This window comes from Paenibacillus sp. 1_12, assembly GCF_900114475.1.
GTDB lineage: Bacteria > Bacillota > Bacilli > Paenibacillales > NBRC-103111 > Paenibacillus_S.
Window position 1 is genome coordinate 321,566 of sequence record NZ_FOTE01000007.1, and the last position, 14,845, is coordinate 336,410.

Annotated in this window: 16 protein-coding genes; 8 read left to right on the forward strand and 8 right to left on the reverse strand. The window is 42.5% G+C overall.

The features are described 5' to 3' along the window. Positions 1-167: 167 nt before the first annotated feature. Entirely contained in the window at positions 168-788 is a 621-nt protein-coding gene (locus BM210_RS18025; protein ID WP_256223729.1) for a phospholipase D-like domain-containing protein, read from the forward strand. Between the two features lie 42 nt (positions 789-830). Here BM210_RS18025 and BM210_RS18030 read toward each other — a convergent pair whose 3' ends face one another. After that, a complete protein-coding gene (locus BM210_RS18030) occupies positions 831-1,094 on the reverse strand; it encodes a hypothetical protein (protein WP_091170919.1) in 264 nt (87 codons plus the stop codon). A gap of 223 nt (positions 1,095-1,317) precedes the next feature. Here BM210_RS18030 and BM210_RS18035 point away from each other — a divergent pair, with 223 nt between their 5' ends. After that, a complete protein-coding gene (locus tag BM210_RS18035; RefSeq protein WP_305728468.1) occupies positions 1,318-1,608 on the forward strand; it encodes an acyltransferase in 291 nt (96 codons plus the stop codon). Positions 1,609-1,723: 115 nt separating this feature from the next. On the opposite strand, the gene BM210_RS18040 is transcribed toward BM210_RS18035, so the two are convergent. From BM210_RS18040 to BM210_RS18050, 3 genes are all read right to left on the reverse strand, one after another. Beyond that, positions 1,724-2,128: a VOC family protein gene (locus tag BM210_RS18040; protein ID WP_256223731.1), complete on the reverse strand. Its 405-nt coding sequence runs from the start codon at positions 2,126-2,128 to the stop codon at positions 1,724-1,726. 66 nt (positions 2,129-2,194) lie between these two features. Then, positions 2,195-2,866 carry an SOS response-associated peptidase gene (locus tag BM210_RS18045; RefSeq protein WP_091170923.1) on the reverse strand — a complete coding sequence of 224 codons (672 nt, stop codon included), beginning with the start codon at positions 2,864-2,866 and terminating at the stop codon, positions 2,195-2,197. Between the two features lie 409 nt (positions 2,867-3,275). Next, the gene (locus BM210_RS18050) at positions 3,276-4,223 is read right to left on the reverse strand and encodes a carbohydrate deacetylase (RefSeq protein WP_091170925.1); all 948 of its coding nucleotides are present in this window, start codon (positions 4,221-4,223) and stop codon (positions 3,276-3,278) included. A 461-nt stretch (positions 4,224-4,684) separates the two neighbouring features. On the opposite strand from BM210_RS18050, the gene BM210_RS18055 reads away from it, so the two are divergent. Both BM210_RS18055 and BM210_RS18060 read left to right on the forward strand, forming a co-directional pair. Then, entirely contained in the window at positions 4,685-5,734 is a 1,050-nt protein-coding gene (locus tag BM210_RS18055) for an MBL fold metallo-hydrolase (protein ID WP_091170927.1), read from the forward strand. Positions 5,735-5,884: 150 nt separating this feature from the next. Beyond that, positions 5,885-6,817: a tyrosine-type recombinase/integrase gene (locus BM210_RS18060; RefSeq protein ID WP_091170929.1), complete on the forward strand. Its 933-nt coding sequence runs from the start codon at positions 5,885-5,887 to the stop codon at positions 6,815-6,817. Between the two features lie 6 nt (positions 6,818-6,823). On the opposite strand, the gene BM210_RS18065 is transcribed toward BM210_RS18060, so the two are convergent. Further along, entirely contained in the window at positions 6,824-8,038 is a 1,215-nt protein-coding gene (locus BM210_RS18065) for a CynX/NimT family MFS transporter (RefSeq protein ID WP_091170932.1), read from the reverse strand. Continuing rightward, positions 8,039-8,725, reverse strand: coding sequence for a FadR/GntR family transcriptional regulator (locus BM210_RS18070; RefSeq protein WP_091170934.1), 687 nt, complete (start codon positions 8,723-8,725; stop codon positions 8,039-8,041). 207 nt (positions 8,726-8,932) lie between these two features. On the opposite strand from BM210_RS18070, the gene BM210_RS18075 reads away from it, so the two are divergent. The 3 genes from BM210_RS18075 to BM210_RS18085 are packed head-to-tail and all read left to right on the forward strand — an operon-like array spanning position 8,933 to position 11,246. Further along, the gene (locus BM210_RS18075; protein WP_091170937.1) at positions 8,933-9,790 is read left to right on the forward strand and encodes a carbon-nitrogen hydrolase family protein; all 858 of its coding nucleotides are present in this window, start codon (positions 8,933-8,935) and stop codon (positions 9,788-9,790) included. A gap of 18 nt (positions 9,791-9,808) precedes the next feature. After that, positions 9,809-10,525, forward strand: coding sequence for a GNAT family N-acetyltransferase (locus BM210_RS18080; protein WP_256223733.1), 717 nt, complete (start codon positions 9,809-9,811; stop codon positions 10,523-10,525). Positions 10,526-10,574: 49 nt separating this feature from the next. Then, positions 10,575-11,246 (forward strand): GNAT family acetyltransferase, encoded by a 672-nt coding sequence (locus BM210_RS18085; RefSeq protein ID WP_091170940.1) that lies wholly within the window; start codon positions 10,575-10,577, stop codon positions 11,244-11,246. Positions 11,247-11,360: 114 nt separating this feature from the next. Here the strand turns inward: BM210_RS18085 and clpP are convergent, their stop codons facing one another. Then, entirely contained in the window at positions 11,361-11,948 is a 588-nt protein-coding gene (clpP, locus tag BM210_RS18090) for an ATP-dependent Clp endopeptidase proteolytic subunit ClpP (protein ID WP_091170942.1), read from the reverse strand. 240 nt (positions 11,949-12,188) lie between these two features. On the opposite strand from clpP, the gene BM210_RS18095 reads away from it, so the two are divergent. Next, positions 12,189-12,941: a sigma-70 family RNA polymerase sigma factor gene (locus BM210_RS18095; protein WP_091170944.1), complete on the forward strand. Its 753-nt coding sequence runs from the start codon at positions 12,189-12,191 to the stop codon at positions 12,939-12,941. A gap of 94 nt (positions 12,942-13,035) precedes the next feature. Here BM210_RS18095 and BM210_RS18100 read toward each other — a convergent pair whose 3' ends face one another. Beyond that, a complete protein-coding gene (locus BM210_RS18100) occupies positions 13,036-14,190 on the reverse strand; it encodes a ParB/RepB/Spo0J family partition protein (RefSeq protein WP_091170947.1) in 1,155 nt (384 codons plus the stop codon). Between the last annotated feature and the right edge of the window lie 655 nt (positions 14,191-14,845).

Consider the following 14,845-nt stretch of genomic DNA (forward strand, 5'->3'; position numbering starts at 1 on the left):
AAGGAAAACCCCAAATTGGCAAAAGAAGTGCACCCCTTAGAATGGTCATTGGAATAAACCTCTGGTTTATCCGATGAATTCTAAGGGGTGCATTTTTTATGGGCATTTTTTGTTTGCAAGCAAGTACGTGCCGTGTGATAATATTTCTATAAACTTCCAAGAGGTGAATGATGAAAAAAATTATAGGACGCATTACATTAGCGTGTATTATTGTGATAGCAGGCTACTCCGCAGTAAAGGTTGCTGTAAAACCGGATCTGAGTAAGCCTGCTCAAGGGTTAACTCAACCAGCCGTAGCAACAACAACGCAACCGGTTAGCGAAAACTATTTCACTCGTGCTGATCAGCATCCAGATAAAGCGTTGATCGATGTGATTAACGCATCAACTCAAACACTTGATATTGCGATCTACAGCCTCACCCATCCAGATATAGTGGCTGCGATCAAAGAATCGAAGGATCGAAACGTAGCAGTTCGACTCATCACAGACAAGGTTCAATCCGAGGCCAAAGTACAGGCTGAAGCTATGAAAATACTGGGCAGTGCCGGTATTCCGACGAAGGTAAATAAGCACAACGGGCTGATGCATCTGAAAGTCACTATTGCAGATAAGAAGGTCACCACGACTGGATCATTCAACTATTCCAAAGCGGCGAGTACAACGAATGATGAAGTGCTTATGGTAATTCGGGAGCCTGAAGTGGCTAAATCATTCTCAGAACAATTTGAAAAGATGTGGAATGACACAAAGGGATTTGAAACGATCGAGAAGAAGATTGCGCAATAATTACCAGATGGGAGCAGCGTTATCGCTCCTCCCCTGAAAAAATTAACGATTGCGTTCTAACAATACAAAACCGCTGATTTTTGAAGTGTTTTTCCTATAGACCACTTTAAAACCAATGTCATTATCTAATAAGCAGTTAAAGGCATTGATAAGCAATCCATTAGGTGACAGATTTGCCCTACAAGGTTGAGCGCTTCCAATAACACGCGATGAAACAATTCTGCGTGCAGAACCAGGAACCAGAGGGTTTCTTGTCCAACTAATTAAAACTAAATCATGCTGACGGACAGCTTTTACACGTGCCATCCAATCACCTCATTTCTATAATAGAATCCGTATATTAAATGCAAAGTTTATTTATATTGTGCATAACAAAAAATGGGTTTGAGTTAAATATAAGAATCCTTACAAATGGCATTGTTGGCTAGTTGAAATCGGAGATGACGTAACAATAACCAACAGCACTATACTTGCGCATGATGCAAGTACAAAGCTGCATTTTGGTAAAACTAAAATCGGGAAGGTTAAAATCGGTAATCGGGTATTTATCGGTTATAACAGTGTTGTATTGTGTAATGTCACTATTGGAAACGATGTTATTGTGGCAGCGGGGTCTATTGTTACTAAATCGATACCTGATGGAAGTATTGTAGCAGGCAACCCAGCAAAAGTAATTGGGAACACAGCCGATTACTTGGAAAAACATCGAATTTTTTTGAATGAAAAGCCTGTTTATGATACATACTGGCCTTACAAGACACAAGAGCAAATTGATAAGATAAGAAAAGAATTGGACGATGATTTTGGTTACGATGAATAATTGAGCTTTCAGTTGTTTTTTCGCAAGCATTATATCGTTAATAGCCCTGTATCCTTCGGATAGAGGGCTTTTGACTATACTCGCGATCTGTTCTCTGGTAAGCGGTTTTGTAGGTCTAAACTCCGGATTTAAGGTTTAACTGCCAGGAAACACCGTATTTATCTGCCACCCACCCAAATTTTTTACTAAATGGGTACGCGGCTAAAGGCATAAGGACTGCACCATCTAGAGAAAATTTCTCAAAGACTCTAACAATATCCGCATCGGTATCACAAGATACATACAGTGACATGGAGGGAGTAAAGGTAAAGTTATGTTGTACAGAGCTATCTATACACATAAACTCTTGTCCGTTTAGTGTGAAAGTAGCATGTATCACTTTACCTTCCGTTCCAGATTCATTCGCTCCATATCGTGAAATACTTGTTATTTCTGATTTCTCAAATATAGAGGTGTAAAAATTCATTGCTTCTTCAGCTTTACCCTCGAACATTAAGAAGGTTGTGATTTGTGTCATCATGATCAAACTCCTTGTATTATATTGTTAAATTATTGTTCAGATAACGACCACTAAATAATTACAGAACTAAGAAACCTCTTGTATGTTCTCTGCTGAATCGTTCTTAACATTTCCCACAGCCTTAGTCACCGGATACACTCGCATTTTCTCATCGGGATATGGTTTTTCAATCAAAGTCTGCAAAAGCTTAACATCCTGTATGCTTCGATCCAGCCAAGTCGCCTCATCCTCTTTTCTCAGAATAACGGGCATCCGATCATGAATACCTTCCATCGTTTTATTCGGACCCGTTGTTATGATCGAACAGCTGCTGATCTTTTCGCCTTCTGGACTCACCCAAGTATCATACAAACCAGCCATTCCAAATAGTTCGCCACCTTTCAGCAGGATTCTCATTGGTTGTTTGCCATCCTCAATTATCTTCCATTCGTAGAATCCATCAGCAGGAATTATGCAACGTTTGCTCACTAGCGAAGTACGATAAGCTGGCTTTTCTGCAACAGTTTCCACTCGTGCATTAATCATCTTGTAACCTATTTTAGTATCCTTTGCCCAAGAGGGAATTAAGCCCCAACGTAGTTGCCCTAATTTATTTTGTTTTCCGTCATTGATGATGGCAGGGACCATTTGACCTGGTGCTACATTGTACCGGGGGGCATAAACGGGTGTTGAGTTCTCAAGCATAAATCGAAGCATTAACTCTTCTTCAGTAATCGTTATGGTATATCTTCCACACATGGGAATACCCCCTCGAATAATCGTTACAATCATTTTACCTCAAATACTACAGGGCTTAAACTTTAAAACTGCTTGTCCCAAAAAATACCACCTGAAATATGTTTTTTTCTTGATGAGAACGTTCGTTCTATTATGTATGAAGGGATTGTAAAATTAAAAGGGAGGTAATTTATTTAGTTTACATAATAATTATTATGTAATCATAAAGGTTATTGTTTTTCCATCATAGACATATCCTACAATCCCTAATGTTCCAGCATGGCTGCCACTCAAATGGATGATTGATGTCTATCATCTCGTCAGAAATAGATTGGCTCGGCTATATTAAGAGTATCGCTACCAGCCCGTCAAGCTAAGTTTTAAAAATATGTTGTATTCCTTAGCTTGATGGGTAGGGACTTCCTAACATTTAAGAGACCTTTTTGTAGTCGGATCCCTTGAGTCGCTGTTTCTTCCTCAGGATACGTTTCTTTTGGAGCTTTTTTACTTTAGCTTTATGAAGCTTAGGAAGTACACGTTTCTTTCTTCGATGCAAAAGCTTCTTTTTTATTTTACTTTTACGCTTTATTTGGGAAATGACTTTATGAAGTGGATTCGTATTTGCAGGAGTTTCTAATTTGGGAATGAATCCGAAGTTAACTAATTGAATATCGAGCTCTGATAGCTTATCGACAATTCGTGTACTTGTAAAAACATTCACTTCACGTTCTCGTCCATCCGTCCAAACCGAATGATCTCTCACATCATCGTCCACATACCCAGGATGACACATCAGCTCCGTAATACCATCAGGAAGCTGCTCAAGATGTCTGATTAAACGGTCAATTCCATCGTCTGTATCGTAAGTATCGAGAATTAAGTAATCAGAGCTTCGAAAGGTTTTTCTGTCTTCTGCAATTAATGGATGAAGACGCATCGGGATTTGCTCGCGTATTGAAAGGTTTTTCAAAGCACGGTAAACGAGCTCTGAATCGATATGGATATGATGATGAGAATCCACATGAGTAGGGGATAAGCCGCTGTCAATAAATTTCTTAAACTGAGCATCTAATTCGATGATGATATGTTCTTTAGTCCATTTGCTTCTATCTTTTGAAAAGACTCCTTTATGATTAATTAGAGAAGAAACCTGTTGCTTTTCAGAAAGCGGTGTACCATAGGTTAAATTAAAATGTAATCCTACTCCCAAGGTGGGTGTTTCCTTCGCAAGGATAACTGCATCTTGAAATCCAGGCATATTACACATCAAGGACGTACTGGAAACCGTTCCAGCATGAAAAGCTTCAAGAATAGCGCGATTTATACTTTGAGATAGTCCAAAGTCATCAGCATTGACTATGAGATATTTAGTCAGCATAGTTCCCTCCCTTCGAAAGTGATTAATAGCATTAATAATTCGCTATATTAATTCAAGATTTTTCCATTCGATTAGTTTGCTACTAAGCCTAAGTGCTCGTTTTAACATTTATTATGCTATGTAAAAAGCGTAATTCGGGGAAGGGTATCAACCTAACTGCTGTACAAATGTGCATGATGAACTTTTATGAGATACTGGTGCATTTCACCCATTAATAATAGCATTTGACACCAGAGTAGCTTAAGAAATTAATGACAACGATTGCCAAATTGTACTTTAAAACGGACTATGCTACCATAATCGGTAGAACGTAAAGGAAACTCGCATTTGCAAAATATTGAAAGATGAAAAGTGTTTTATTAGCTATATAAGATGAATCAAAAAAACACGCAGCGCCTCTTTGCTGTCATGATGTTTAATTCGTCTTAGATAGCAAAGAATTTGATTAGTAGGAGATTGATATGACGTTGATAGCAATAATACTTGGTGGAATTATTTTAGCTTTAATTTTATTTTTGCGTTATTATCCTGCTTTCGGAGGGAAATGGTCTGGAGATAAGATTGTCAATGAAGTTGATTTTGGATCTAACACAACACCGGGAACCAACCTATCGCTCCTGAAGGATCTTATCAAAGGAAATCCGAATGGAAAACCAAGACAACCTATCTCAGTAGTTCCTGCTGAGCTTGGATTTCTTCATGACTCCCATACAAAAGTGTTTTGGTTTGGTCATTCGGCATTATTAATTGAAATCGCTGGAAAGACATTGCTGTTGGACCCCATGTTCGGTAAAGCACCGACGCCGTTTCCTTGGTTCGGAAATAAAAGGTACAGTAAGCAGCTTCCCATTGACATTGATCAGCTCCCACCGATTGATGCTGTCCTGCTGTCTCATGACCATTATGATCATTTGGACTACGGCTCCATTCAAAAATTGAAGCACAAAGTTGGCAGTTTCTATATGCCCCGCGGCGTTGGCAAGCATTTGGCAAGATGGGGTGTTGATCAGGATAAAATTCATGAATTCAATTGGTGGGAAGAAACAGAGCTCGTAGGCTTGAAGCTGGTGTGTACGCCGGCGATTCATTTTTCTGGCAGATACCTATTGGACAATAATACAGCCTTATGGTGCTCATGGGTCATTGCGAGTTCGGAGCATAAGCTTTTTTTTAGTGGAGACAGTGGTTACGGACCGCATTTCAAAAAGATTGGTGACACCTATGGTCCTTTTCACTTGACAATGATGGAATGCGGTCAGTATGATGAAAGATGGCCAGCCATACATATGATGCCGGAGGAAACGATTCAGGCACAGCTTGATGTGAAAGGGAATATGATGATTCCAATCCATTGGGGCGCTTTTAAATTGGCTTTTCATGATTGGACGGAACCGATTGAACGAGTGATTCAAGCCGCTAAAGAACAAGGTGTGGCGATTGCAACTCCTCGAATCGGCGAAGCGGTTATCATAAATGCTTCCGAATATCCTTCTGCTGCTTGGTGGAAATAAAAATATGAAATCAATATACATGAAATTTCGTTGGATACATGAGCTTCAACCGCTGCAGAATGAACATTTTGCAGTCTTTTTTTTCACAAAAAAATTACGCTAAATTGATATTTAGCGTAATTTAACTTTAAACGAACGGAGATAACGTGAATGGACCGTATATACCCCGATGAAGAGCTCCTGGAGCTGTTTGATATTTGGATGAAGGACCAAGGATTTACCCCTCAGACGCAAAAAGCGTATTTGGGTGATGTCCGATTATTTTTGGCTGCAATAGCACCTAAATCATTGAGTAAGCTGGAAGCTCTGGACGTGATGCGTTTTCTCACCAAAATGCGTCAGGGGGGAGCAGGGGATTCTACGCGGAATCGTTATCTATCCTCAATTCGAACTTTTTTTAATGCCTTAATTGAGCATAAATATGCGGACAACAATCCGGCTCTGCATTTGAAAAAATCAAAGGTAGAGAGAAACTCGCTGCCTTCGTATCTGGATGAGCATGTGTTGTCCGCATTTTTGGAATCGATAGAAGGGAAGCACCAAATTCGGAATGTCGCTATGTTTTTGCTGATGAGCTATGCGGGTTTACGTGTAAGTGAACTACATCGATTGAATATGGCGGATTTCAACCGCTCGGCTCAGATGCTGCAAGTATACGGAAAAGGGCGCAAATGGAGATCGGTTCCGCTACCGGAGTCCTTGGTACATATTTTAAATATGGCATTGGAAGAACGGATTGATCCGAGAAAAACGGTTGAGCAGGCGTTTTTCGTATCGCAGTTTGGTCGCCGCATTTCTACCCGTATGATCCAAAAAATTGCCGAAGCCCATTTTGCCCAGTTAAAGAGAGAATTTAGTGAATTGCAAGGGAAATCGTTCTCCAGCCATAAGCTCAGACATACGTTTGCCACGATGCAGGTGATAGCGGGAACCGACATACGAACCTTGCAAGAGCTGCTGGGGCATGCAAGTATACAAACGACACAAATTTATACGCATGTTGGCGACAAGCAAAAGCAGGAAGCAATGAACCGAGTTGTGCCTAGGCTGCCGAAGTCTGTGTTGAGAGGGACAGGTGGTTAAGATGCATCATGTCTTTGGGGCTCCGATGAATCGATTACGACCAGCAGCGATACCAAAAATGAGCAGTAATACTGTGATTACCAACAGCACGATTAGCGGGATTTTCCATCCGTGAGTCATGTCGTGCAGATAACCAAATAAAGTGGGTCCGATAGCGGCTAACATGTAACCTACCGATTGAGCCATGCCAGATAGCTCGGCTGCGTCATGTGAATTCGATGTACGCAGCCCGAAAAAGGCCATCGCTATACTGAAGGAACAACCCGCACCGATTCCCATTAAGATCGACCAAAGAAGCACCAGATGATTTCCAGACAATAGCCCACCAATACCTATGAAGAGAAAGAGTGCCGTAGCAATAACAAGAACGATTTGATTTTTCATACGTCCTGCTAATATCGGTGCGATAAAAGTAAGTGGAAGTAATGCGAGCTGCATAATAGACAAGACCCATCCTGCAGAATCTGAGCTCATGCCTTGACTTTTCAAAATCTCAGGAAGCCAGGAAATGACGACATAAAATAGCATGGATTGCAGCCCCATAAACAGAGTCACCTGCCAAGCCAGAGAGGACTTCCACAAATTTGTACGTTTTTCTTTCGACTTCGTTATCTGAGATTTATTGTGCTGACGCCCTAGCTGGGGAATCCAGAAGAGAATAGCGATAACTGCTAACACCCCCCACAGACCCAAAGCTCCCTTCCAACCTAAACCCGTTTGACTAGCTACAGGTACACTGATTCCGGACGCAATAGCACCACTGAGATTCATTGCAACTGCATAAACACCGATCATAACTCCAATTTGCAGTGGGTACTTTTCTTTGATCAAACTAGGCATCAATACATTGCAAATGGATATCGCAAGACCCATGATGACCGTCCCAATTAGCAATGAGCTGATGTTCGATGCTGAACGGAGCACAATGCCAATAACCAGCAAAATTAAGGAACTCAACAAAACTGGGGACATGCCAAAACGACGAGCTAGCTTCGGTGCCACAGGTGACAGCAAAGCAAAGGCTATTAACGGAAGTGTCGTAATCATCCCCGCTAACGTATTTGATAAGCCTAAATCATCTCGAATCGTCCCAATCAATGGACCTACCGCAGTTATTGGGGCACGTAAATTGGCCGCGATCAAAATAATTCCTAGGAGAAGCAGCCATCCTGTAGAAGCTGCAGCAGCTTTGGCATGTAGTGTACGTGGTTCGGGTTCCATTTATAGGTCCTCCTGCTCGATGGCTTGTTTCATTTCTTTAATAAACTGCTGAACATGTTGAACGGCCGCATCGGAATCTTGTGCGAATATCGCGTCTACCAGTTGATCATGCGCATTTGGTAGTAGGTTATCAGAAAATTTCTTTTTTATAATAACCGTTATCGATTCCCGAATAGCTTCAGTAATATGCTCATATAAATCAATCAGCATTTGATTTCCAGTCGATTCGACAATGGTCTGATGCAGTTTCATATCTGCGGCCACATACTGTTCCATCTCTCTTTTTTTTCTAAAGGTAAGGCATTCCTGTTGATAAAACCGGATTTTCGCTAAATCCTCTTCAGTACGCCTTTCAGCGGATAGCCTTGCAGCTTCTTGCTCTAGAGCATTTCGAACCTCCAGCGTATCCAATAAGCCTGATTTGTGGACACGACGTTGAATAGCCGCGCCAAGTGCGCTGGTGGAAGATACATAAGTGCCATCTCCCTGCTTTGTCGTTAGCACTCCCGCATGGCACAACGCTTTTATACCTTCTCGCAATGTATTGCGGCTGACATTCAGGTCGTTGACTAGACCCGGTTCAGGCGGGATTTTCGTTCCAATCGGCCAAGTACCGGATTCAATCATGGACTCAAGCTGAATAATGACTTGATCGACAAGGGTAAGACGTGTCGTTTTTTGCAGCATATTAAACCTCCAAACGTAGGATGATTAGATGAATCGTATCTTACCATATAATACTTCATTTGAAAACCCTGCGACAAAGATTGTCAAGTAATACAAATTGAAATCAATTGAAGATTGTTCACGAATGAGGTAAAATACTACAATTGGTAATGCAATTTCATTGGACTTATTTATAGATAAATCGTAGAAACTGGGGTATGAGCAACGATGAAAATGAGAGTATCCGCAGTACAGTATCATCTGCACACAATTGGAAGCTTTGAAGAGTTTGCCAAGCAAGTAGCACATTATGTCCACATAGCTGAGGAGTATGAATCCGAATTCGTGCTGTTTCCCGAGCTGTTTACGACCCAATTAATGTCCATTGGAGATGGGAACGGACAACCGCTGCCGATTGAGGCGCTGCCTGATTTTACCGAGGCTTATTTAGACTTGTTCAAAGGATTGGCTATGAAAACGGGTATGCATTTGATAGGTGGAACGCATGTTACCTCTGAGCAGGGAAAGCTGTATAATACGGCACATTTATTTTATCCGGATGGACGAATTGCAACACAGAACAAGCTGCATATAACACCTGCAGAAATCAAGGAATGGAATATGGGAGCAGGAGATTTGCTTCAAGTGTTTGATACAGATAAAGGGCGAATTGCTATTCTAGTATGTTATGATGTGGAGTTTCCTGAGATTGTTCGGATGGCTCGAGTCCGCGGCGCTGATGTGTTGTTCTGTCCGTCATGCACGTATGACCGTCACGGCTATCATCGGGTTCGGTATACGTGTCATGCGCGTACGATCGAGAATCAGATTTATGTGGTTACGACAGGAACCGTAGGTGCGCTTCCTACTGTTGATTTTATGCGCAGCAATTTTGGTCAGGCCGCAGTATTGACACCAAATGATGTTCCATTTCCTCCAGGAGGCATCATGGCACAAGGTGAGCTTAATGATGATATGGTGGTTACCGCTGATCTTGATCTGCAGCTGCTCGCAGAAGTGAGAGAACGAGGTTCGGTTACGACATGGCGGGACCGCAGAACCGACCTCTATACGGATTGGTCATAAACAAGGAGGCCATTTGAATTGAGTGTGGGCAAGGATTTAGCAGCGCTTACAGGTAATCACAAGTTTTTATACTACAAAGAGCTATATGTATATCATGAGGACAAACCGCTGCCCGCGCTGATCCGCAGCTATTCGCATGAAGATTTTGACGCGCTAATCCGTATTCAGCAGGAAAGCTTTCCGCCACCGTTTCCATCTGAACTGTGGTGGAACAAGGAGCAGCTGTATGAACATGTGAGCAGATTTCCCGAGGGTGCCTTATGTGTGGAGATAGCTGGGGAAATTGTGGGGTCAATGACAGGGCTGCGTATTCATACACATTCACAACAGTCTGGTCAGAGCTGGGCAGAAGTAACGGATAATGGGTATATAAGAACACATGTTCCTGATGGCGATACACTCTATGTTGTCGATGTCTGTATTCGTCCGGATTGCCGTAAGCTCGGCTTGGGCAAATGGTTAATGCAATCGATGTATGAGGTTACGGTACAGTTGGGCTTAACCCGATTGCTGGGTGGGGGGCGTATGCCTGGTTATCATAAAGTTGCGAATGAATTGACGGCACAGCAATATGTGCAAGCGATACTGGACGGACGATTCAAGGACCCGGTGATCAGCTTTTTGATGCGCTGTGGACGAACACCAGTTGATATTATTGCGAATTATTTGGAGGATGAAGAATCCTGCAACTACGGGCTGCTGATGGAGTGGCGGAATCCTTTTAAACGTATGTGAAAGATTAGAATATGACGTTGAAATTCACTAGTAGCTGGGAGTGTTAAGGATGGAATTTGTACGGATAACAAGTATTGAGGACCCGAATTTTCTATTGATGCATGAGCTGATGAAAAAGGTGTTTCCACCTGAGGAAGTATTGGAGTATTCGCTGTGGAAGGATCCACTGGAGGACCCGGGCATTCGTGTTTTTGTAGCTGTTCATGAAGGGGCTGTGGTAGGTGCAACGGAGTATCGTTACTATGACGATTTGCAGGTGGCGATGACGGATTTTACGATTATTGGGCAAGCAGGTCTGGGGATCGGACGATTCATGGCAGCTAAAAGAATGAAGGATTTACTCGAACAGGCCTCGTTATCCGGTCGGCCGATGCTTGGCATGTTTGCGGAAATTTATGATCCTTACCGTATCGAAGACCATGAATTTGGTGGTATTAAGCCGATGGATCCATATGTGCGCCGCGAGGTTCTTTCTCATTTGGGCTACCAACGCCTGGAGCTGGATTATGTACATCCTTCCTGGGAAAACAATGGTGAAGCGGTTGAAGTACTGGATTTGTGTTTTTTACCGAGCGATGAAGACTGCACTGAGGTGCCTGCCACGTTAATTGTACAGTTTCTGACACGCTATTATTCAGTACTGCCTGATAAGCCGTTACAATGGCAGCAAATGATTGAAGGCTTGAAGCAGAGGGATACTGTAGCTTTATTTCCCTTATAAAACAGAAGTGATTTAGAACTGAACTTCATTGCAAAGCATAAACCCGCAGCTCCGAATCATAAATTGGGGCCGCGGGCTTGTTTGCGTTCTGCATCAAAAAGTAAGGTTGTTATGTTACAATGAAGTAACCACTTGATCAATAATGCCGTATTCCTGTGCCTCTATGGAGGACATGAAATAGTCACGATCCATATCTTTCTCAATCTTTTCAAGGGGTTGACCCGTTCTTTCGGAAGTAATCCGGTTTAAACGCTCCCGAATCCCGATAATCCGCTTGGCGCTGATAGCAATATCACTGGCTTGACCCTGTGTTCCACCATGCGGTTGATGTATCATAATCTCGCTGTTAGGTAGTGCGAAACGTTTGCCTTTGGCTCCTGCCAGTAGAAGTATGGCTGCGAATGAAGCTGCAAAGCCTGTGCATATGGTGTGTACGGGAGGCTTTACGAATTGCATCGTATCGTAGATCGCAAATCCTGCAGATGTGGAGCCCCCCGGGCTGTTAATATAGAGACTTATTTCTTTCTCCGGGTCCTCAGCAGCCAAAAATAGTAATTGAGCAGTTATACTGTTGGCCATTTGATCATCAATCGCCGCACCAAGGAACACGATTCTATCCTTCAACAACCTGGAATAAATATCGTAGGAACGTTCACCGCGTCCGGTTTGCTCTACAACGTATGGCACATAATTGTTGTTCATTTGATTACCTCCATGAATTGGTATTGGTTGGTTATCTGCTTTCTTTCAGCAAACGAATCAACTAAGAAAAAGGATACGGAGTCATCCGATTGTTTGTGAAATCCAATTTTAATGGTATTCTCGTTTCGGTGTTTCTCCCTGAAGCAATTTTTTTTAGTGGGTGCGTATCTTTATTCAGGGTTCATTCGTTTCTATATGGAAGGGATATATGGTCATTAACCGGGTAAAGGAGAGAGCTGTATGATCTTAGCTGGTTCAATAGAATGCACGGAACCCACAACAGAAAAGGGTAGCCATACGAATTGGGAACAGCTGCAAATGACCGTTAAACGGTACTGTCTGTCTATAACGGGATCCAGTTGGGATGCTGAGGATTTGGCGCAGGATACGTGGCTGAAAGCCAGGCCAATACTACAAGAGACGGGACATGCGAATCCGGAGGCCTATCTGCTGCGTATTGCGAAAAACACGTGGATAGATCAATTGCGAAGAAGCCGAAGCTTGTCCTTCATACTAAAACAGGAGCAGTCGATGACGGTAATGCCTGATCATGGTGCTTTGGAAATGGAGACTGCTTTTTTAGCGCTTATCAAGCATATGTCAGCCTTGCAGAGAACGGTTTTTTTATTACGGGATGTCCTGGGCTATTCGATCATAGAGACGGCTCAGATGCTGCATACGACTGAGGGTGCAATCAAAGCGGCACTTCACCGTGCACGCCAATCTTTGGGGGCGGTCAGATCGGATTTAGAGCAAGGCGTACTTGCCTTACCTGAAGCTGAGAGCTCCAAGGCATTGCTGCGGATGCTCGTAGCAGCTTATCAATTGGGAGATATTGCGGTGCTGGTGGAACTGGCACAACGGGATCAGCTGGAGCCTGCCGTGGCAATTGGAATTGCGCGCAATCATCTCAATTCCAAGCGGACCTCAGCCTCCAAGCGTTATGGCAAGCTTCATACACAACCTGCACACAACATTGGGATGGCTGCATAATTAGCTTATGCATACAAGATCTGGTAGATAAAGCGAATATACACAGTAAAAAGAGGCTGATTCCCCAGCAGTAAGAAGGGGAATCAGCCTCTTTTTAATTAACGTTAGCTCCAGACGCGGCGATCTGGTCCTGCGTAAGCTCCTGCACTTTTTTCCACTGCTCCAGATGCTTTTCCAAATTGTCGACAAGCAGCTTCACACTGGCATGAAAACTTTCTCTATCGTTCTCGAATATATCCGCATAGGAACGGAGCACCTCATCAGACAATGGGCTGTAGGAAGGAAGAGTGGAAAGTAATCGCTGTAGTGTACGATCAATTAAAACTTCTGTCACTGCTTCAGTACCTGTTTGTACAGAAATCTTATGTAAGGGTTCGATATCCGTTTTTTTATCGGGCTCGGGGTTGAGTTCTATTGCCGATGGTATCGAGCTTGGCACTGGGATTGTATTTTCATCGGTTGGTGTCTGTTTAGGAGTCAGTTTTTCCGATTTATCAACCTTTATCGTGGTTTTGGACTCAGCCTGCTTGGATCGTTCCACTCTATTTTGTTCAAATACGGACCATGTTTCTATAAGCTCATAACCTGATTTGTATAGCAACTTCGTTTTTGTATTATCAGAAATGTCTTTATCCTTGAAAAGCTTGGCGATTTTCTTGACATCACTTACGGACAGCTCATCCCTGGCGACCATGAGTGCGAGTGAATCCCGATATTCGATCGGCAAATCCTTAAGGGGCAGTACCTGCAGTTCGGTGAGCTTGTCCATTTTGATTTCTGTTCCAGCTACAATCAACTTTTTGACCGCATTGCTGAATTTAAGCAGGTCACACTTATTCTTGATATAGCTCTCTGGCTTGCCAAGTTTACTGGAGAGATATTTAGTTGAGCTGCTGAACTTTGGGTCCTTAAGCAGCTTATTAAAGGCATCTGCTTCTTCAATTGGCGAAAAACCTTCACGTGTCAAATTCTCGGCGATTTGCTCCAAGTAAATTTCCAACTCATCGGTTACATCCGAAACAATGCAGGGGATGGTCGGCTTACCCAAGGTACTGCATGCTTTATAACGGCGGTTGCCATAAATAATTTTATATCGGCCATCCTTCGTTGTTCTTACTTTAATCGGGGACAGCAGTCCGAGCTCTGCGATGCTGTTCATCAGCTCCTGTAAAGAATCCTCGTCAAATTGATAGCGGGGCTGATCCGTATCTTCATCAATTAAATATGTAGGTATTTGCACAATATCCATTTGATTACTCCTATTCGTTCAGTTAATTCGCCGGATCGTTAATCCGGTTGGGCAGACATTATATCTATCATTATATAACATGGTTCGAGCTGTGAAAATGGGCTGCCTGTCACGATCCAGGTGATATCCAGCAAACAGGCCCTGTAGGCACAAAAAAGGAACGAAGCCGCGGCTCCATTCCTTTCCTATACATCTATGGATAAGTACGAGACCTGAAGGTCCTCATATGTGCATTAAGGGAAAATAGGAATTGAATATTTGTCACCTTGCGCGGAATACAACAGTGCTTGGGAGCGGAACAAGTCAATACGCACCAAAGATTCCTTTAGGCTAGATATCGTTAATCGATTTTTCTGTAGCGCAGAGAGCAAAGAAGGAATTATTCGTGAATCCGCTCCGAATAAAAATACCGGTACCGAATTTTCCTGGAATGAAATGTTAGTAGTTACCACCGATAAAAACCTCCTTAATTTGACATGTTATTTATTACACAATTAGGAGGGAAATGAAACAGTTCTCATGATCCGAAAGATTTACCTGAAGTGACACTGCAACAATGAGAATACATAACTATTATTATGTAAACTAATGATCATTATCTGCTGTGCCCAAGATTTTAATATTTTGTGAAAACATAATTGGATGTTTAAATCAT